The sequence below is a fragment of the Variovorax sp. YR566 genome (assembly GCF_051992195.1).
Taxonomy (GTDB): Bacteria; Pseudomonadota; Gammaproteobacteria; order Burkholderiales; family Burkholderiaceae_C; genus Variovorax.
In genome coordinates this window covers 6,566,258-6,585,576 of sequence record NZ_CP197092.1, presented here as the reverse complement: position 1 = coordinate 6,585,576, position 19,319 = coordinate 6,566,258, and the positions used below count along the sequence as shown (strand labels likewise).

18 protein-coding genes and 1 tRNA gene are annotated in these 19,319 nt (G+C 67.1%); 7 read left to right on the top strand and 12 right to left on the bottom strand.

Going from position 1 to position 19,319, the window contains the following annotated elements; all coding sequences use genetic code 11:
• Nucleotides 1–66 precede the first annotated feature (66 nt).
• The 3 genes from ACTG4X_RS30850 to ACTG4X_RS30840 all read left to right on the top strand — a co-directional run bounded on the left by ACTG4X_RS30850 (nt 67) and on the right by ACTG4X_RS30840 (nt 6,371).
• Nucleotides 67–3,861: a patatin-like phospholipase family protein gene (locus tag ACTG4X_RS30850; protein ID WP_440532762.1), complete on the top strand. Its 3,795-nt coding sequence runs from the start codon at nt 67–69 to the stop codon at nt 3,859–3,861.
• Nucleotides 3,862–3,963: 102 nt separating this feature from the next.
• Entirely contained in the window at nt 3,964–5,142 is a 1,179-nt protein-coding gene (locus ACTG4X_RS30845; protein ID WP_093177357.1) for an acetyl-CoA C-acetyltransferase, read from the top strand.
• Between the two features lie 59 nt (nt 5,143–5,201).
• Nucleotides 5,202–6,371, top strand: a complete 1,170-nt coding sequence (locus ACTG4X_RS30840; protein WP_440532761.1) for a GGDEF domain-containing protein — start codon at nt 5,202–5,204, stop codon at nt 6,369–6,371.
• 9 nt (nt 6,372–6,380) lie between these two features.
• Here ACTG4X_RS30840 and ACTG4X_RS30835 read toward each other — a convergent pair whose 3' ends face one another.
• The 5 genes from ACTG4X_RS30835 to ACTG4X_RS30815 form a co-directional block, all read right to left on the bottom strand.
• The gene (locus tag ACTG4X_RS30835; RefSeq protein ID WP_440532760.1) at nt 6,381–7,262 is read right to left on the bottom strand and encodes a DMT family transporter; all 882 of its coding nucleotides are present in this window, start codon (nt 7,260–7,262) and stop codon (nt 6,381–6,383) included.
• Nucleotides 7,263–7,298: 36 nt separating this feature from the next.
• A complete protein-coding gene (locus tag ACTG4X_RS30830) occupies nt 7,299–8,078 on the bottom strand; it encodes a helix-turn-helix domain-containing protein (RefSeq protein WP_440532759.1) in 780 nt (259 codons plus the stop codon).
• 17 nt (nt 8,079–8,095) lie between these two features.
• Nucleotides 8,096–8,341, bottom strand: coding sequence for a hypothetical protein (locus ACTG4X_RS30825; RefSeq protein ID WP_097197945.1), 246 nt, complete (start codon nt 8,339–8,341; stop codon nt 8,096–8,098).
• Nucleotides 8,342–8,405: 64 nt separating this feature from the next.
• On the bottom strand, nt 8,406–9,200 hold the full coding sequence (locus tag ACTG4X_RS30820) for a phosphodiesterase (RefSeq protein ID WP_440532758.1): 795 nt from the start codon (nt 9,198–9,200) through the stop codon (nt 8,406–8,408).
• Between the two features lie 38 nt (nt 9,201–9,238).
• On the bottom strand, nt 9,239–9,910 hold the full coding sequence (locus ACTG4X_RS30815) for a nitroreductase (RefSeq protein WP_440532757.1): 672 nt from the start codon (nt 9,908–9,910) through the stop codon (nt 9,239–9,241).
• Nucleotides 9,911–10,033: 123 nt separating this feature from the next.
• On the opposite strand from ACTG4X_RS30815, the gene ACTG4X_RS30810 reads away from it, so the two are divergent.
• Nucleotides 10,034–11,674 carry a 3-(methylthio)propionyl-CoA ligase gene (locus ACTG4X_RS30810; RefSeq protein ID WP_440532756.1) on the top strand — a complete coding sequence of 547 codons (1,641 nt, stop codon included), beginning with the start codon at nt 10,034–10,036 and terminating at the stop codon, nt 11,672–11,674.
• Nucleotides 11,675–11,892: 218 nt separating this feature from the next.
• Here the strand turns inward: ACTG4X_RS30810 and ACTG4X_RS30805 are convergent, their stop codons facing one another.
• The 6 genes from ACTG4X_RS30805 to ACTG4X_RS30780 all read right to left on the bottom strand — a co-directional run bounded on the left by ACTG4X_RS30805 (nt 11,893) and on the right by ACTG4X_RS30780 (nt 16,039).
• The gene (locus ACTG4X_RS30805) at nt 11,893–12,345 is read right to left on the bottom strand and encodes a hypothetical protein (protein ID WP_093078448.1); all 453 of its coding nucleotides are present in this window, start codon (nt 12,343–12,345) and stop codon (nt 11,893–11,895) included.
• A 334-nt stretch (nt 12,346–12,679) separates the two neighbouring features.
• Nucleotides 12,680–13,156, bottom strand: coding sequence for a copper chaperone PCu(A)C (locus ACTG4X_RS30800; RefSeq protein ID WP_093056659.1), 477 nt, complete (start codon nt 13,154–13,156; stop codon nt 12,680–12,682).
• A gap of 33 nt (nt 13,157–13,189) precedes the next feature.
• On the bottom strand, nt 13,190–13,807 hold the full coding sequence (locus ACTG4X_RS30795; RefSeq protein WP_440532755.1) for an SCO family protein: 618 nt from the start codon (nt 13,805–13,807) through the stop codon (nt 13,190–13,192).
• A gap of 116 nt (nt 13,808–13,923) precedes the next feature.
• Nucleotides 13,924–14,328, bottom strand: a complete 405-nt coding sequence (locus ACTG4X_RS30790; RefSeq protein WP_440532754.1) for a DUF2946 family protein — start codon at nt 14,326–14,328, stop codon at nt 13,924–13,926.
• Nucleotides 14,329–14,408: 80 nt separating this feature from the next.
• Nucleotides 14,409–14,485 (bottom strand) — tRNA-Met (locus tag ACTG4X_RS30785).
• Nucleotides 14,486–14,539: 54 nt separating this feature from the next.
• Nucleotides 14,540–16,039 carry a vWA domain-containing protein gene (locus ACTG4X_RS30780; RefSeq protein WP_440532753.1) on the bottom strand — a complete coding sequence of 500 codons (1,500 nt, stop codon included), beginning with the start codon at nt 16,037–16,039 and terminating at the stop codon, nt 14,540–14,542.
• A gap of 135 nt (nt 16,040–16,174) precedes the next feature.
• Here ACTG4X_RS30780 and ACTG4X_RS30775 point away from each other — a divergent pair, with 135 nt between their 5' ends.
• Nucleotides 16,175–16,840: a sigma-70 family RNA polymerase sigma factor gene (locus tag ACTG4X_RS30775; protein ID WP_440532752.1), complete on the top strand. Its 666-nt coding sequence runs from the start codon at nt 16,175–16,177 to the stop codon at nt 16,838–16,840.
• Nucleotides 16,837–18,072 carry a hypothetical protein gene (locus ACTG4X_RS30770; protein WP_440532751.1) on the top strand — a complete coding sequence of 412 codons (1,236 nt, stop codon included), beginning with the start codon at nt 16,837–16,839 and terminating at the stop codon, nt 18,070–18,072. Before ACTG4X_RS30775 ends, ACTG4X_RS30770 begins: the two co-directional genes overlap by 4 nt.
• Nucleotides 18,073–18,077: 5 nt before the next feature.
• Here ACTG4X_RS30770 and ACTG4X_RS30765 read toward each other — a convergent pair whose 3' ends face one another.
• The gene (locus tag ACTG4X_RS30765; protein WP_093078457.1) at nt 18,078–18,857 is read right to left on the bottom strand and encodes an enoyl-CoA hydratase; all 780 of its coding nucleotides are present in this window, start codon (nt 18,855–18,857) and stop codon (nt 18,078–18,080) included.
• Between the two features lie 97 nt (nt 18,858–18,954).
• Here ACTG4X_RS30765 and ACTG4X_RS30760 point away from each other — a divergent pair, with 97 nt between their 5' ends.
• On the top strand, nt 18,955–19,290 hold the full coding sequence (locus ACTG4X_RS30760) for an SMR family transporter (protein ID WP_093056653.1): 336 nt from the start codon (nt 18,955–18,957) through the stop codon (nt 19,288–19,290).
• Nucleotides 19,291–19,319 lie beyond the last annotated feature (29 nt).

Below are 19,319 nucleotides of genomic sequence, written 5' to 3'. Positions count from 1 at the left end.
CGCAGCCAGAGGCAGCATGGCCGGGCGATGCATCGGCCGTACCAGGTGCCACTGGAGGGGAATTCGATGAGCGCTATCGACGAAGAGGTGGCCAAGCGACGCGACGCGCTGGGCGATCCCGCTTTGACAGGTTCGACCCGGAAGTGGGGGCTTGCGCTTTCGGGTGGTGGCATCCGCAGCGCAACTTTCTGCCTCGGCGTCTTCAGCGCGCTCGCGCGGCGAGGGGCGCTGCTGCGCTTCGACCTGATGTCCTCGGTGTCGGGCGGCGGCTATGCCGCCTCCATGCTCGGGCGGCTCTTCAGCAGGGCGCGCAATCGCGCGGATCTCGATCGCATCCAGGACGAAGTCGGCAAGGCAGGGTCGAGCTGGTTCATCTGGTGGCTGCGCGCCAACGGTCGCTACCTGATTCCGCGCGGGCCGCTCGACCGCACCTTCGCGGTGGCGCTGTACCTGCGCAACCTGCTCGGCGTGCACGTGGAGCTGGGCCTGGTGTCCGTGCTGGCGGGGCTCGCGCTTGCAGCGCTGAATCTGGTGGCCTGGTGGGGCATGGCGGAAGTGGGGTACCTGCCCGGCATCGCGGGCTACTTCCAGTGGCTGGCCGAGTGGCTGCCGTCGTGGACCCCGGTGGTCTGGCTGGCGCTGCCGGTGGTCGGAGTGTTCGTGCTGGTCCATGCGTCGGCTTATTGGGCCGTGCCGTGGGTGGAGGCCACGCGCCAGCAAGGCGGCGTCTGGAGGATCTGCCTGGGCGTGCTGGTCGCGAGTGCCCTGCTGCTCGGGCTGGGCCTGACATTCGGAGATGTCCGCAGCGAGACCGGCGACGATCTCAGGAACTTTCTCTGGAGCGGTTTCGGCGTGCTGATCGCCGTCTGGTTCTTTGCCGTGCGCCTGGCGGACGGCGTGTTGACGGAGTCCGAAGACCGCGGCACGCACCAGCCGCAGTCCGACAAGGCGCGCAACCTCCTGACGAACAAGCTCGCCTTCAGTTTTCGCGTGCTGATCGTCGTGCTGGCGGTCGGTCTGGCCGATCGGCTCGCATGGCATGTGGCGTTCCAGCAGATCGGGCTGGCGAGCGCGGGCATTTATCTCGCGATGGCAGCGGCAGTGTTGCGTGCGGTGCTGCCGCTGGCGTCGAACCTGGTGCCGGGGCGGTCGACGTCGAAGGCCCTCATGGCCATTGCGCATCTGCTGGGCTATTTGCTGGCCTTCCTGCTGTTCGCGTGGTGGGTGTCGCTGGTGTACAAGGCCGTGCTGGGCGGGCTGTTCGTGCCGCGCCAGGACCTGGCTTTTTCCGATGCATGGCGCATCTGGGGGCTGCTGCTGGTGCCGGTCGTGAGCTATCTCTGGTGCACGGGCAAGACGCCGGCGTTCCTGAACCTCTCGTCGCTGCATGCCTTCTACCGGGCACGGCTGATCCGCAGCTATCTGGGTGCGGCCAACGCGCAGCGTTTCGGCCAACCTTCGGCGCAGGGCGCGTACGGGGTCCTGGGGGCGTTGGACTCCGTGCCGGCCGTGTTCCCGCCAAACCTGGACACCGCTTCGGTCAACACGATCGTTGCGGACGATGACGCCGATCTTGCGCACTACAAGCCGCAGGCCCCTGGAGGACCGGTCCACCTGCTCAATGTGTGCCTCAACCAGACCAAGGACCCGAGGGGGCAGCTCTTCAACCAGGACCGCCGTGGCCTGTCGTTGACCGTGGCGTCGGGCGGCTTCATGCGGGTGGGGCAGGAAGAGTGGAAAGAGCTGAAAGGCAGCGACACGCCGATGACGCTCGGCAGCTGGATGGCGGTGTCGGGGGCCGCCGTGGCACCGGGCCTGGGCAAGCTCACGCGTGGCGGAGTGGCTGCGCTGCTCGTGTTCGCGGGCGTGCGGCTGGGCTACTGGTGGCGCCAGCCGGAGAAAGACAAGAAGCATTGGTCGGATTTCCTGACCAAGTCGTGGGGCCTGATGCGCGAGACGCTGGCGATCTTCGAGGGCAAGGAAGGCCGCGACTGGTTCATGACCGATGGCGGGCATTTCGAGAACACCGGCGCCTACGCGTTGCTCTCGGAACGCGCGGAAGTCATCGTCGTGGTGGATTGCGGAGCCGACCCCGACTACACCTTCGGCGATGTCGAAAACCTGGTGCGCAAGGCACGCATCGACTTGCAGGCCGACATCGAGTTCCTGCGGCCCCGGCGGGCACTGCCGGGCGAGGTTCCGCGCGGGCTGGCGTCGGAGCCCCCGGGCTTCTACGGTGCGCTGCACGCATTCGGCTCGCTGCAGGAGCTGGCCTCGAACGCGAGCAATGCCTGCCTGGCGGTGGCCCGGATCAATTACTCCGACAGGGACGGGGTTGTGGAGGTGGGGCCGAAGCTGAAGCGGGAGCGCGGAATCCTGCTGATCGTCAAGCCGAACATGTGCAAGGGCCTGCCCATCGATCTTCAGAACTTCAAGCGGGCAGCGCCAACCTTTCCCCAGGAAACGACCGCCGACCAGTTCTTCTCGGAAGCGCAATGGGAGAGCTACTTCCGGCTCGGGCAGGTCCTGGCGCAGGACCTGAGCCCGGCATTCATCGAGGCTCTGCGCGCGGACTGCGTCAAGAACGAGCCGGCGCATTTCGTGCCGGACGACTGCTCGGTGGCCCTGTCGGGCGCTGCGCTGAACGGCGACGAAAAAACGGCGCGCGGACGCATCATCGGCAGCGTGGGCGCCACGGCGGTGGGCGCGTCGATCGGGCTGGGCGCGGCGGCGACGCTGGGTGTGTCCGCGTGGCAGGCGATCGACAGTGTGAAGGTGGGGAGCGCCAGCCGCGTGGACAGGGAGCGCAAGGCGCTCGATGAACTGAGCGATCTCTGGAGCAAGCTGCCCGCGGCTCTTCCTGCGAATGCCAGGCCGACGCAGGTCGCTCCCCAGCTCGAGGCGCTGGCCAGCGAACTTCTCAAGACTGCGGATACGCTGTGCCCGGCTGGCGAGGTGGACTGGTTCAAGCGCTCCGAGCTGGCCAGGCGCATCTACGCCGACACCCTCAGCGAGTGCCGCAAGGTGGTGCCCTATGTCTTTTCTCGCGCTTGCAAGGGGCTTGTGGAGGCAGAGCATCCGGAGGCGCAGAGCAGGCTTGCCGTCTGCCTCAAGCAGGAGCCGGGCAAGACCTCCAAGGAGCCGCTGCCGCGCTATTGGGGCTATGACTATTCGGCCGTGGCGCCGCTCGATGGCATGCACCTTTGCAGTCCATTCCGCGCCGAATTGCTCAAAGCCCGCAATCGGTATCTGGCTGATTACGGAGAGGCCGACGATCAAAGCGCTTCGCTGTCCGGGAAGGATGCAGGAGCGCCGGAGTCGAACGACCTTGGCGCGCGACGCGCATGTCCCAAGGTAGAGGCGACGCCAGCCGGGGCCCCGCCGCCGGCGGTTTCTCCTGCCGCGATTCCACCAGCACCAGCTGCGTCGTCGCCCGCATCTGCCGCATCGTCGCCTTCTGTTGCACCACCAGCGCCAGTCGCTCCCGCCGCGACGCCTCGCAGCGAGGCCGCGAGGAGCGAGTCCTGCAAGGGCGAGAGGGTCTACATCCAGATTTACGACGGCAGCCAGAGAGACAGCGTACGTACCTATCGTGAGCGTTGGCAGCAAATAGGCGCCAGCGTGCCGCCGATCGAAGACGTCACGGAGTCGGCGCGCAAGAACAACCTCCCGCCGCCGAGGCAGGTGAGCCAGCCCACGGTGCGCTATCACGACAAGGCGTCGATCGGTTGTGCCTACGCGCTGCTTCGCGAGGTGGGCTATCCCAATTGGCTCGTGGAGCAGCTGTCCCCCCGACTCAAGCCGAGCAATCGCACCGTCGAGGTCTGGATTCCGACCTCGGCGTCACTCCCCGCGAAGTAGGGGACGGAAAGCGAGAGTCCAAAATCGTCCGTTCCGACGACGCTGCGCCGCGGCACGGGGCCAACAATTCTCCAAACCCCAGACCCCATTGGAGAATTCCCCATGCCCGAAGCATTCATCGTCGCCGCCGCACGTACCGCCGGAGGCCGCCGCAACGGCCGCCTTGCCGGCTGGCACCCGGCCGATCTCGCCGCGCAGGTGCTCAACGCCCTGGTGGAGCGCACCGACGCCGACCCGGCACTGGTCGAAGACGTCATCATGGGCTGCGTCGACCAGGCCGGCGAGCAGTCTTCCAACATCGCGCGCAACGCGGTGCTGGCGTCGAAGCTGCCTGAATCCGTGCCGGCCACTTCGGTCGACCGCCAGTGCGGCTCGTCGCAGCAGGCGCTGCATTTCGCGGCGCAGGCCGTGATGTCGGGCAGCATGGACATCGTCATCGCCGCCGGCGTGGAAAGCATGACGCGCGTGCCGATGGGCATGCCCAGCACGCTGCCGCTGAAGAACGGCCTGGGCTTCTACGTGAGCCCGCTCATGGCACAACGCTACCCCGACATCCAGTTCAGCCAGTTCACAGGCGCCGAGATGATCGCCAGGAACTACGGCATCGAGAAAGACGAGCTCGACCGCTACGCATTCGAAAGCCACAGGCGCGCCATTGCCGCCACCCAGGCCGGCCTTTTCGAGCGCGAGATCGTGCCGATTGCGGTGCGCATGGCCGACGGCACCGAGCCCGGCGAGCTGCACACCACCGACGAGGGCATCCGCTACGACGCCACGCTGGAGAGCATTGCGGCCGTCAAGCTCATTGCCGAAGGTGGGCGCTGCACCGCCGCCACCGCCAGCCAGATCTGCGACGGCGCGAGCGGCCTGATGGTGGTGAACGAGCGCGGCCTGAAGACGCTGGGCGTGAAGCCGCTCGCGCGCATCCACCACATGAGCGTGATGGGGCACGACCCGGTGATCATGCTGGAGGCACCGCTGCCCGCCACGCAGCGCGCGCTGAAGAAGGCGGGCATGAAGATCGAGGACATCGACCTGTACGAAGTCAACGAGGCCTTCGCACCGGTGCCGCTGGCCTGGCTGCAGGCGCTGGGCGCCGACCCGGCCCGGCTGAACGTGAACGGCGGCGCGATCGCGCTGGGCCATCCGCTGGGCGCCTCGGGCACCAAGCTGATGACCACGCTGGTCCACGCGCTCGGCCAGCGCGGCAAGCGCTACGGCCTGCAGACCATGTGCGAAGGCGGCGGCATGGCCAACGTGACCATCGTCGAGCGGCTCTGAGCGCGGCGCGCCCGCGCTGTGGGGCGCCCGGATCGGCGATGCCAACATAATCGGGCCCCATGGGCGCCCTGCCAGCCATCCTCGATCCTCGCTCCGTCATCATTCTTGCGGGGCTCATGGGCGTTGTGATGGCGCTGGTGGTGTTCTTCATGCGGCGCAGCTATCCGGCCACCATCCAGGGGCTGGACGAGTGGTCCCAGGCGCCGCTCATGGCGTTCGTGAGCACCATGCTGTTTGCGGCGCGCGGCTTCTTTCCGGACTTCCTCACGATCGTCGTCGCCAACTTCGTGCTGTACCAGGCCTGCATCCTGTACTACGCGGGCAGCCAGAAATTCTTGCTCGGGCGCCGCGACACCCGGGGCTGGACGTTGCTGAACGGCTGCCTGGCGCTGGCCATGTTCTGGTTCAGCAGCGTGAAGCCCGACTTCGAGACCCGCCTGCTGCTCATTACCCTGGCGGTGTCGGCGCTGTTCTTCTTCCACGCCCAGCTGTACATGCGCCACGAGGGCGGGGTGTTCGGCAAGCGGCTGATGATCGGGCTGCTGCTGGCGCAGGCGCTGGTGGCCGGCCTGCGCTTCGTGTCGGTAGTGGCGGGGCTGGCTGGCAGCAGCCTGATGGACGGCACATGGATCCAGTCGCTCTACATCAGCATGTACTCGTTCACCGTGCTGCTGCTATCCATCGCCGTCATCCTCATGGCCACCGACCGGGTGCACACCGAATTCGAATACCTGGCCACGCGCGACCCGCTCACCGGCGCGCTCAACCGGCGCGCGGTGCTGGATGCATGCGGCACCGTGTTCGCCTCGGGCCGCCGGCGCATGGCGCTGCTGATGGTGGACCTGGACCACTTCAAGGACATCAACGACCGCTTCGGCCACCAGATGGGCGACGCAGTGCTGCGCGAGGCCGTCGGCCGCATGCAGCGCGCCATCGGCGACAAGGGCCTGCTCGGGCGCTACGGCGGCGAAGAATTCGTGGTGCTGCTGCCCGACGTGGGCAAGGCCGAGGCGATGGATATCGCCGCGCGCCTCAAGCAGAACATCGACGAACCGTTCCCGGCCGATTCGCCGATGGCCGCTGTCGGCTCGATGGCGGTGAGCATCGGCGTGGCGGCCAGCGAGAGTGGCACGGGCAGCATTGGCGTCGACGATGTGCTGGCGCTGGCTGATGCGGCGCTGTATCGCGCGAAGGCAATGGGGCGGGATCAGGTGATTGCGGCTGCCTGAGGGTTGTTGTCAGCGCCGCACCGCACCGCTCGCCAGCACGATCCCCGGCACCACCAGCGCCAGGGCCAGCAGCACCGCACCGGTGATCGATTCGTTCATCCAGGCCGCCGCGCCCAGCGTGGTCAGCACTGGCACCAGCGCCGCCGACAGCGACGCGCGCGGCGCGCCGAGCCGTGCGACGGCCACCATGTAGACCACCAGCCCAAGCACTCCTGCACCCACACTTTGCGTCGTGGCCTGCAGCGCGACATCGGGCCATGGAGCGCTGAGCAGCCGCCGCGGTGCGCCGGCGATCGACATCACAGGCAACAGCATCAGCGCCGACCACCCGTTCACGAACGCCGCGCCTTGCCACGGCGTGAGCCCGCAGTGCGCGAACGCGAGCGAATGCACGGCCCACAGCATGGCCGCCGCAAGAAAGAGCAGATCGCCGCGCCAGTCGAGCGAGCCGCCGCGAAAGCTCCCCGCAGCGAACAGTGCCATGCCGATGGCAATGCAGGCCAGCCCGACAAGCCTGAGGCCCTCGACCTTCTGCCTCTTGTGAAGCCATGCGCCGATGGCGGTGAAGAGCGGCAGGCTGCCCGCCATGAAGATGCCCATGTGGCTCGCAGGCGCCCATTGCGCGCCGGCCAGCACCAGCAGTCCGAAGGGCAGGCCGCCGCCGATGACGAGCAGCGCGAGCACCAGCGGCGAGGCCTTCGGCGCGATGCGCTTGCTGCCGAACCACAGCGGCGCGAGCAGCAGCGCCGGAATGCCGTAGCGCATCAGCGCCAGCTCCATCGGCCCGAGCGTGGTGGTCACGCCGTGGCGCGAGACGAGTTGCCAGGCGCTGCCGATGAAGGCTGCGGCCAGCGCGGCGAGCAGGCCTGCAGAAAGGTTGCGATCCATCATCGCGGCGAGTCTCGCGACCGCGCCGCGCGGCGGCTATCAAATTCGTGCGCTGCCGGCCAGCACGCGGCGGGCTTCGCCCAGCGTCACGCCCACCTCGCGGCGGAACACCGCGCCCAGGTGGCTCTGGCTGCAATAGCCGAGGTCGTGCGCGATGCCCGCGAGGTTGCTGTCTCCATCGACGAGCCGCTCCATGGCTGCTGCGAGCCGCAGGTGCTGGCGGTACTGATGCAGGCTCAGGCCAGTCTGCTGCCGGAAGCTGCGTGCCAGATGGAATGGCGAGCGCGAGACCGCGTCGGCCACTTCGTGCATCGGGAGCTTCGCCTCCCCGTCGGCGGTTTCTGCGAGCAGCCGCTTTGCGCGCATGACCGCGCCCGTCAGCGGCAACTGCCGGCGCGACATGCCGAGTTCATCGACCAATGCAGTGATGGCATCCGCACCTGCATCGCCTGCACGCAGTTGCCGCTGCGCCGCGTGAACCCGGTACAGCGACCGTGGTGAAAGCAGGCAGAACACAGGTGCCGCATCGGTGTGAGACGGCCGATGCCGGCTGATGACCATGCTGTGTCGAGCTGCATGCATCACCGGCCGCAACTGATAGACCAGGGCGTCGCAGAACTGCATGGCGGTGAGCCCGTCGACCAGCCAGGTGCCGTCGCCTGTGCGCACATCGAGCACCGTGCGGCCCACCGGGAAGATGATGCGCCGCGATTCCAGCGTGTAGGGGCTGCTCCAGTCAGGCCCCTGGTGCGCGTGGGCGCGCACGTGCTCGACCGTGAACTCGTGTCCGGTGTAGAGGAGAGTGCGTTCCTGTGGCATGACTGGATGGCCGTCGACTACTTTTCGCCCCAGCGCCAGCGCGGTGGCTCGCCCTTGATCCAGCAGACGGCGACGAGCGCGATGGTCAGCCCCATGAGGGCCGCGAAAAACAGCAGGGGTTCCCGTTCGGGGCGGATGGACAACACAGCCGTCACCACCAGCAGGCCGTACACGGCCATCACCGCCCAGCCTTGCCAGCAGTTGGGCAGGCCCCAGCCCCAGCCGTAGCGCTTGGCGGGAAACCAGTAGGGCTGCTTTTGCATCACGTCTCCTCGTCGATTTGCCGGATTCTGTCCGCTCTGCCTGAAGAGATGCTGAGCTTCAGCCTCACGCAAACGGATAAGGCCCTTGCATCTTCCCGATGTGGCTCACATGGCTCACCATGCCGTGCGCTTCGTTCCACAGGTGCAGCATGCAGCCGGGCCGGCCCATGAAGGAGGCCGGCGCCGCGTCGGCGGCCAGCTGCAGCGCGATCTCGGTCGTGCTGCTCGGGCATGAACACACGACCGTGCCTGCCCAGCGCCGCAGCATGGTGCGGTGCACGTGGCCGCACAGCACCAGCTCGATGTTGGAGGCGCTGCGCACGATGGCTTCGAGCGGCGCCGTGTCCATGTAGCGGTACGTATCCATGTAGGGAATGCCGCTCATGAAGGGCGGGTGATGCAGCATCAGCAGCGTTGGCTTGATTCGGTCGGTTTCGAGCGTGCGCTGCAGCCACGCCAATCCTTGCGCATCGATGCCGCCATGGTGAAGCCCGGGAATGCACGAGTCCAGCGCCACGATGCGCACCGCATGGTCGTCGAGGCAGTAGTGCAGCGCGCCTTCGGCCGGCAGGTACGCATGGTCCGCGAAGGCTGCACGAAAGTTCTCGCGGTGATCGTGGTTGCCGGGAATCACGAGGTACGGAATCGTCAGCTTCGCGAGCAGGTGCCGCACCTGTGCGTATTCATCGGGCCGGCCGTCGTCGACGAGGTCGCCGGTCAGCAGCACCAGGTCGGGCTTGCGGTCGAGCGCGTGCAGGTGGTCGATGGCTTCCTCGAACATGCGGTTCGAGTCGGCCACGCCCTGGTAGAGCTGGCCGGCGGGGCGGATGTGGGGGTCGGAGATCTGTGCGATGAGCATGCCGCATCATCAAGCACGATCCGTTCCCTCCGGTGGATTCAGATGCCGACGAACTCGGCCACCTCGGCCAGCGGTGCGCGCTCGGTCACCAGCGCATCGAGCGGCCGGCTGCGGTCCGCATAGCCGATGGACATGCCCGTGAACAGCATGCGCTCGGGCGGCAGGGCGATGAACTGGCCGATGGTCTGCGGGTAGATCGCCCAGCACTCCTGCGGGCAGCTGTCGAGCCCTTCGCCGCGCAGCAGCAGCATCACGTTCTGCAGCATCATCCCCAGGTCGGACCACTGCGGCGGGCCCATGCGGCGGTCGACGCTGCAGAAAAGCGCGAGCGGCGCGCCGAAGAACTGGTAGTTGCGCGCAAACCATTCGCGGCGCGCGGCCTTGTCTTCGCGCGGAATGCCCAGGCGCGCATACATTGCCTCGCCCACGGCGAAGCGGCGGTCGCGATACGGCGCTGCAAGCTCGCGCGGGTAGATGTCGTACTCGCTGCCTTCGCCGGTGGGCGCCTCCTGCACGCGCGTGCGCATGATCGCCTTGAGCTCGGCGAGTTTTTCTCCGCCCACCACATGCAGATGCCATGGCTGCAGGTTGCCGCCGGAAGGCGCGCGCAGCGCCTGCTCGACGACGCGGCGGATGACGTCGCCGGGCACCGGCGTGTCGAGAAAGTCGCGCACCGAGCGGCGGGTGGCGATTGCGTCCTGAACGTTCATGCAAAAGTCCTCTTGAAAGGCCATGCTAGGGGCAACCCTCGAGCGACCTCAATCGTCCGTTCCGACGATGCGGCGCTGAGTGGCGGCTGCCTAGCATCGCCTCAGCGTACAGGAGACAAAAACATGTTCGGATTGATGCAAGACCGCCCGCTGCTGATCTCGTCGCTCATCGATCACGCAGCCACCTTCCACCCGCATGCCGAAGTCGTGGGTCGCACGGTGGAGGGGCCGGTGCATCGCACCAACTACGCGGAGATACAGCGCCGCGCCAAGCAGGTGGCCAACGCGCTGACGACGCTCGGCATCGAACCCGGCGACCGCGTGGGCACGCTCGCGTGGAACACTTATCGCCACCTGGCGCTGTACTTCGGCGTGTCGGGTTCTGGCGCGGTGCTGCACACGGTGAACCCGCGGCTCTTTCCGGAGCAGGTCGACTACATCGTCAACCACGCCGAAGACAAGGTGCTGTTCTTCGATGCCAACTTCGCTCCGCTGGTCGAGAAGCTCGCGCCCGGCCTGAAGTCGGTGCGCGCCTTCATCGCGATGACCGACCGCGCCCACATGCCCGCCATCGACGTGCCCAACCTGCTGTGCTACGACGAGCTCATCGGCGCGCAGAGTGAGACCTACTCCTGGCCCGAGTTCGACGAACGCACCGCCTCGTCGCTTTGCTACACCTCGGGCACCACCGGCAACCCGAAGGGCGTGCTGTATTCGCACCGCTCGACCGTGCTGCACTCGCTGATGGAATGCGCGCCCGACACCTTCGGCGCCAACTCGCAGATGACGCTGCTGCTCGCAGTGCCCATGTTCCACGCCAACGCATGGGGCATGCCGTATGCGGCCGCGATGACCGGCATGAAGCTCGTCATGCCCGGCCCGCATATGGACGGCCAGAGCCTGTACGAGCTGATGCGCGACGAGAAGGTCGGCTTCTCGCAGGCCGTGCCGACCATCTGGCTCATGCTGTTCCAGTACTTCGACGCGCACCCCGAAATCGACACGCGCGCCATCGGCCTGAAGCGCATCGGCGTGGGTGGTGCGGCCACGCCGCGCAGCATGATCGAACGCTTCGAGAGCGACTTCGGCGCCGACTTCGTGCAGGGCTGGGGCATGACCGAGACCAGCCCCATCGGCGTGATCGGCAACCTGCTGCCCAAGCATTTGTCGATGCCGAAAGAAGAGCAGATGCGCGTGAAGATGCGCCAGGGCCGCGGCGTGTGGGGCGTGGAGCTGAAGATCGTCGGCGAGGACGGCCAGCGCCTGCCGCACGACGGCAAGGCCTTCGGCCATTTGCACGTGCGCGGCCCGTGGATTGCGAGCGGCTATTTCAAGAGCGAGGGCGGCCCGGTGCTCGACGCCGAGGGTTTCTTTCCGACCGGTGACGTCGCCAACATCGACGAAGACGGCTACGTGCAACTGGTCGATCGCGCGAAGGACGTCATCAAGTCGGGCGGCGAATGGATTTCTTCCATCGACCTGGAAAACGCCGCGAGCATGCACCCGGCCGTGGCCGAAGCGGCGGTGATCGGCATCGCACATCCGAAGTGGCAGGAGCGTCCGCTGCTCATCGTGGTGAAGCGTGCTGGCGCCGAAGTCACGCGCGAGGAACTGCTCACTTTCCTCGCGCAGCGCGTCGTGAAGTGGTGGCTACCGGAAGACGTGGTCTTCGTCGACACGCTGCCGCATACAGCCACCGGCAAGCTGCTGAAGACCAAGCTGCGCGAGCAGTTCAAAGGTTACGTTGCGACGACATCTGTTTGACGGTTTGATGACTTGTTAGATTTTTCTGTGGACAACTCTGTGAGTTGTGGGTGGAGGCGCAGAGGCGAAGCGAGGATTGGCGTGGCTTCCCATCACGTTGCCTGTTGAATAGGCAGCCCTTCGATGGGGGAGGCCGAAAGGCATAGGGTGGGCGCGTATGTATACAAACAGGAGGGGCAGCCGGCGTCGACTCCCTCCGAAAACTAGACACCGCGAAACTAGCTGGTGCCCCGCGCCAGCTGAGCCCGCCCGAACGGCGTGATGCGCCGGATCACCGCCAGCTCCTGCGGCTCGCGGCTGTCCTTCCACGCCAGCACCGGGCTGATCGCGGCATCGACGAACCCGGCCTGCTTCAGCGCCTCGATGCAGTTGATCTCCTGCGCGTCGTCCACGCGAAGCGGGAATGTCGAACGCTCGATCATGCGCAGGTAGTGCAGCGGTTCGATGCCCGTGCGTGCCGGCTTCGGTGGTGCGTCGGTGTTGCTGGCGTTGCGACCGCGCAGGTTGTCGATCTCGGCGTGCCCCTCGTCGGTGATGCAGACCACCAGCGCCGCCTGCGCCAGCCTGTAGCTGCCCCCGGTGTCGAAAGCCGGGTCGATGGCGGCTTCGATCAGGCCGGTTGCTTTCAGGACGGAAACGCGTCGCACGTCCTGCGCGTCCGTCACGTGCATTGGCAGGCGAGCATGCTCCAAATGAAGAAGGTAACTGAGCGGCACCGAAGATCCCCTGTCTACGTATCCCTCGGCCCTCATGCCGCGTCATGCCGTCCAGCCAAAGCAGGGGCAGCAAGAACGCCCCCGACTTCCTGGACAACTCATGCGCCCCGGACCAATCCAGCCCGCGAGGGTGTTGGTCGAGAAGGGTGTGAATTGTGAATATTTGTCAACAATTCTTGTAGGACGGCCGGTCGAGCGCCATCACCGAAACAGGGTATTTCCTCTGGCCGGGTTCTGGGGTTTCAGGATCGGCTGCGTTGGCGCGGCCGACCCTCGACGCGTTCGCTCCTCAGTGCTTGTGGCTACCGTGCCCCGCGGGTTGCGCAGAGGCATTGAGCGCCCGCACCGGTGCCTTCACCTCGACCGATTCGCGCTTGCCGTCCTTGCCTTCGAAAACCAGCGTGAGCGGCACGGTGTCGCCTTCCTTCACCTGCTGCTTGAGGTCGAGCAGCATCACGTGATAGCCGCCGGGCTTGAGCTCGACGGTCTTGCCGGCGGGCAGGTCGAGCGCAGGGATCTGGCGCATGCGCATCACGTTGTCCTGCATGGCCATTTCGTGCACCTCAACGATGGGCGTGACGGGCGAACTGGCCGAGACCAGTTTGGTGTCTTTCGCGGCGCTGAGCTGCATGAACGCGCCGGTGGCCTTCTGCTGCGGCACGGTGGCGCGCACCCACGCGTCCTTGATGGTGACCTGGGCGTGCGCGTGTGCGGCGAGCAATGTGGCGATGGCGATGAGGAGGGTGCGTGCGATGGGGTTTTTCATGGATGAAATCTCCTGAGGTTGAAACGATGGAAGTCAGGCGGATGCGGTCTGAAGAATCTGGCGGAGGTCTTGCGCGCATTCTTCCGCGCTCTGTTCGTGGCGCAGCACGAGGCGGATCTTTCCCTTCGGGTCGAACACGTAGCTGAAGGCCGAGTGGTCCATGGTGTACGAGGAGCCCGTGGGCACTTTCTTGTAGAACACCTTGAAGTCTTTCGCGGTCTCGCTGGTTCGCTGCATGTCGCCATAGAGGCCTATGAAGCTGGGGTCGAAGGCCTGCGTGTAGGCCTTGAGCACGACAGGCAGATCGCGCTCGGGGTCGACGGTGACGAAGATCACCTGAAGGCGCTCGCCGTCTGCACCGAGCAGCCGCTTCGTCTCTGCCGCGCGCACGAGTGCTGTGGGGCACACGTCGGGGCACTGGGTGAAGCCGAAGAACATCATCACTGCCTTGCCCTTGAAGTCGGCCAGTGTGCGTTCATGGCCGTCCGCGTCGGTCAAACGGAAATCCTGCGCGTATCTGGCGCCGGTGATGTCGACGCCGTTGAAGCTGGCGGGCAGCACCTTGTCGCAGGCTGCGAGGGTCGTGAGCGCGGCGAGGCTGCCGGCGGACAGCAGCAGGAATCGCCTTGTTGGATGGGGTGTGTGGATCATTGAAAAAGCTCTCTTCGGCACGGGTGCGTGTGCCGACGAATTCATTGCAGGAACGCACGCGACGAGCGAGCCTCGACCGAGGCGGCCGCATCACGCGCGCAAGAACTGAAGAAGCGTCAGGAGAGCGAAGGAGGCCCGCGCGCCGGCAAGGGCGCAGCGGTGACCGCGGCGACGTGCGCGGACGGAATCGGCTGGACTGCGCGGGCCAGCGGCATGAGCGCGGGCAACTCGACAGTTGGCGTCGTTGCGGGTGGAGCGCCGTTGAGCACGCACAGCGGGCAGTCCATGTGGCCCGCGCCCAGCTCTTGCGCGCCGTCGTCGGTGTGCACGATGGCTTTCACCGAACCGGCGTTCGAGCAGACCAGTTCCACGGTCTGCGGATGCACGACTGGAGACGCGATGGCCACGCCAAGCGACAGCGCGAACCACAGCAGCACCCAGCGGATCAGGCCCACGCCCGGACGCCGCAAGCCCGCGCGGGCGGCGGGCGGGTTTGGTGTGGCGAGGGAAGGCGCGAGCATCGGCGCGGATTATCGGTCAGCATGCCCGGCAAAGAAAAAAGCCTTGTAAGTCGTTGACTCACAAGGCTTTTTCGTTTTGTTGGTGGCTCTTCACGGACTCGAACCGCGGACCTGTGGATTATGATTCCATCGCTCTAACCGACTGAGCTAAAGAGCCGTCAGTGCTGATTTGCACCGAGCCCAAAATTATAGCCCAGGCTGAGGGCCCAGTTCAACCACCCGCGGGCAACTTGCCCAATTCTTCGGAAACGAGCCGCACGATCAGCTTGTCCAGCGTCTGCACCGAGTAGTTGCCGACGTCATGCACGGTCTGCGTTCCCGGGCCGCTCGCCGGGTTCGTCGCTTCCTTGTAGGTCAGGAACACGAAGCGCCCGCCGGTGTATTGCGCGATCTGGCGCTGGATGTATTCGCCCTGCTTGTCGAGCCCCGATGCGCCCACGCTCAACACCTTGATGCCCTTGCCCAGCGCGGCGACCATGTCGTCGTCGTACTGCGGGCCGCCGTAGTCGAGGTGCGGCGGCGCATCGGCCAGCAGCACCACGAGGCGCGTGGTGCCGTTGCCGCGCCAGCTCATCTTGTGGATGGTTTCGTTCAGGGCCTCGTTCATCGCCTCGGGGTAGTCGCCGCCGCCTGCAGCACGCAGCGCATCGAGCACGCCCTGGAAGGCGTTGAGGTCGTTGGTGAAGTCGTGGCGGCGCACGAGAAATTCGTCAGAGCGGTCGCGATACGCCACCAGGCCGAAACAGGTGTCGGGGCGGCTCGGCAGTTTGGCGACCTGGTCGGCGATGGTGCGCAGGGTGGTCTTGAGCTTGGCGATCTCGTCGTCCATCGAGCCGGTGGCGTCGATCAGGAAGACCAGGTCGAGCCTGGCGCGCGCGGGCACGGCGCCGGGCTTGCCGTCGAGCACGACGTCGACGGCGTTCTTCTGGCCGCGCTGCAGGAAGGCGGTGCTCTGGCGGCCGTTCCTGCGCACGGTCACTTCGTACACCGGGCTCTGCGCCTTGTCGAATGCGTTCGGATGCAGCCAGGCGCGCCCGCCCGCATCGGTGCGGGCCCACATGGCGGCGCCGTTCGCGGCCTGCACCGCCACTTCGGCATCGGGCACGACCGCACCGCGGGCGTCGCGCACCTGGAGGAGGTAGCGCGCGCTGATGTCGCGCTCGCGGTGGACGACCTGCGTGCGACCGCGGAAGGCCAGGTATTCGCTGAAGTCGGCGTTGTCGTCGACCATGCCGGCGGTGACGGGTTCGTTGGCGGGGCGCGGGGCCTGGGCTGGTGGCTGAAGGCCGCCGCTTATGCGCGGCGCTGCGGGCGCGGCCGGCGCAGCAGCTTCAGCGATGGCGCTGGCAAGGGGCTCGGCGGCGGGTGCCGGCATTGATTTCGCGGCCGAGACCGACGGCGAGCCGGGCCGGCGCAGGCTGTAGTCCTTCATCGCGTCGGTGTCCGCAAGCTCGCGCCGGTCGCGTGCGACGCGCGCCATGCCCGGTGTCTCGTAGGTCTGGACCGGCCTCGCGCAGTGCGTGGCGGACGGTGCCTCGAAGTTCGGCACCGTCTGCGCCACTTGCAGGCGGCTGTCGGGCGCGGGCGTGGGCCAGCGCGTGGCACTGGAAAGGGCAGGGGGCTCGGTGGCGCCGCAGGCGGTCAGGAGCAGTTGGGCGCACAGCAGTACGACGAGCGGGCGGCGAAACCTGGGAACGAAAGCTTGGGTCATGGAAGCACTCCGGGTGGTTGAGTGCAGGCTGATACGGCCGACCACCGCCAGCGGGGTTGAGCTCGCCGACTTTTTTTGCCGCCCCGAACCCCGGTGCGGTCCGCCGCCCGTACAAGCTGGGGTGAAAATCCTTCGATGTCCGCGCTTCCCCGCGCCCCTTCCGCCAAGAACGCCCCCGAGCGCCAGGCCATGCCCGACGACCAGTTGATGCTGGCCTACGCGCAGGGTGACGCCGCCGCGTTCGACGTGCTCTACGCGCGCCACGAAGGCGGACTGTTCCGCTTCGTCAAGCGGCTGCTGGGCGCGCGGCTCGTGGCGCAGGCCGACGAGGTATTCCAGGACACCTGGGTGCGGATCATCTCGGCGCGCGACAGCTTTTCGCCGCAGGGCGCGACGTGGCGCACCTGGGCCTTCACCATTGCGCACAACCTGGCGATGGACCGGCTGCGCGTGAGCGGGCGCGAAGTGACGCTCGATGCGCACCCGGACGACGACAGCGAACCCGTGCCCACGCTCGACCGCGGCGTGCGCGGGGCCGTCGATGCGGCGGCGCACCCGTCGGCCGAAGAGCTGGCGTTCTGGCGTGCCGCGGGCCGTCGCCTGCTGGCTTGCCTCGACGAACTGCCGGCCGATCAGCGCGCCGCGTTCCTGCTGCACCATGAAGACGGCCTGACCGTCGAGGCGCTGGCCTCGAGCCTGGAGATCGGTTTCGAGACCGTGCGCAGCCGCCTGCGCTATGGCTTGCAAAAACTGCGCGGGTGCATGGAGCGCTATCTGTCGGTGCTGGAGCAACGGGCATGAGTGGCAACAACACCAAGTTCGACGACGACAACAACGGCGATCTGCGCGACCCCGCGCTGCGCCGCGCGCTGGACCATGCGCCCGACAGTGATGCCAGGCCCGATCCGCGCACGCGCGACGCGGTCCTGAAGATGGCGCACAACCTTGCCGAGGCGCCGGTGACAGCGAGCCCTGCCGCCAACAGCGCGAGCGCCGCGCCGTGGTGGCGACGCCTCTTCGGCGGTGGCGGTGAGCCGCGTGCGCGCATGCCGTGGAACGCGGCTTTCGCGACGGTGCTGGTGGCTGGTTTCGTGGCGGTGCTGTGGCATCGCGAGCCTGTGCCCGATGCGCGACTCGATGGTGAAGCCCGCGTGGGCGGGGCGACTGCGCAAGCGCCGGCGCCGGTGGCGCCGCCTGCAACGGCTCCGGCGCAAGCGTCCGCGGAGGCCGCGCCTCCAGCCGAAGCGCCGGCAGCCGCCGCCGCGCCGCCACCAGTCGTTGCGCAAGCCCCCGCAGCGCCTGCCGCGGAGCAACGCGCCAAGGCCCCGGCCCCGCGCGATTCTTCTTCCTCGAAAAAGGCGGCCGATGCGGCGAGCGCAGATGCCCTCCAGCGTGCTGCGCCGAAGCCATCTCTCAAGCAGGCGGCTCCTGCGCCCGTCGCGCCCGCCGAGCCGGTCACACCTTCGACACCGCCTGCCATCGTGGCCGAGCAATCCGCACCCGCACCCGTCTTGCGCGATGAACGCCGCGAAGCCTCCGTGGAAAACGAACGGCGAAGCGCTTATGCAGCAGGAGCGCCCGCGCCGGCAGCGCCACCGCCGCCAGCCGCCGCACCCGCGAACCAGGACAGCGCCAGCGCCGAGGTTTCCGGCGGACTGCGTTCGACCGCGCCGGGCGCTGCCGCCAAGGCCATGACAAGGCCTCGGAGCGCGGCAGCGTCTTTCTCCGCGCTGGAGCGATGGACGTCCTTCAACTTCACGCGTTCAGGCGCCAGCGTGCGCCACGAGCGCGGCGACATCGAAGGCCTGCCGGCGCTCGTGAGCACCGTGGCGCGTTCGGCCACGTCGCCCGACGAACCGCTCGCCGCACCGGTCGAGGCGCGGCTCGAGCTGTACCGAGGCAATGCGCTGGTCGCCGTGCTGGAAATCGCCGGCGGCCAGGTGCGCTGGACATCGCAGCCCGGCGGCGCGGCTCTCGTCGGCACGCCACCAGCGCAAGCGCTCGATGCGCTGCGCTCGCTGCTTACGCGCTGATCAGATCAGGCGTTCTTGAAATCCGGCGCGCGCTTGTTGAGGAAGGCGTCCATGCCTTCCTTCTGGTCGACGGTGGCGAACAGCGCATGGAACAGTCGGCGCTCGAACATCACGCCGTCGCTCAGGCCGCTTTCGAAGGCGCGGTTGACCGATTCCTTCGCCGCCATCACCGAGATCTGCGAGTAGCCGCAGATGATCAGCGCCGCGCCCAGCGCCTCGTCGGCGAGCTTTTCGAAAGGCACCACGCGGCTCACGAGGCCGGCGCGCTCGGCTTCGGCGGCGTCCATCATGCGGGCCGTGAGCACCATGTCCATGGCCTTGCTCTTGCCCACTGCGCGTGGCAGGCGCTGCGTGCCCCCGGCGCCGGGGATCACGCCGATCTTGATTTCGGGCTGGCCGAACTTCGCGTTGTCGGCCGCGATGATGAAGTCGCACATCATCGCCAGCTCGCAGCCGCCGCCCAGCGCGAAGCCGGCCACCGCGCCGATCACCGGCTTGCGGATCGAGCGGATGGTTTCCCAGTTGCGCGTGATGTAGTCGCCTTTGTAGGTGTCGATGAAGCTGTACTTGGCCATCGCTGCGATGTCTGCGCCGGCCGCGAAGGCGCGCTCGCTGCCCGTGAGGATGATGCAGCCGATGGCGTCGTCCGCATCGAAGGCCTTCAGGGCCTGGCCCAGCTCGGTCATGAGCGCGTCGTTGAGCGCATTCAGGGCCTTCGGGCGGTTGAGGGTGATGATGCCGACCTTGCCTGCTTCGGTCCGCACTTCGATGTTTTCGTAGCTCATGGTGTCTCCGGGGGAAGGGGAAGAAAACGCGCTTCACTATACCCAGCATGGCCGGCGCGGGTGGCGGGGCATTGCGAGTTCCCATAGAGTGCCCGCCATGAGTTCCAACTACGCCTACCTGTTCGTCGCCATCGTGGCCGAAGTGATCGCCACCAGTTTCCTCAAGGGGTCCGAGGGCTTCACCCGACTGTGGCCCACGCTGGCCTCGGTTGTGGGCTATGTGATTGCGTTCTTCTTTCTCTCGCTCACGCTGCGCACCATCCCCACGGGCATCGCCTATGCGATCTGGTCCGGCGTGGGCATCGTGCTGATCTCGCTGGTGGGCTGGCTATGGTTCGGGCAGAAGCTCGACGGGCCGGCCATTGCGGGGCTCGCGCTGATCATCGCGGGCGTGGTGGTGGTGAACGTGTTTTCCAAGTCGGTTTCCCACTGAGCGCCATGTGGCTTTCAGTTGAGAATTAT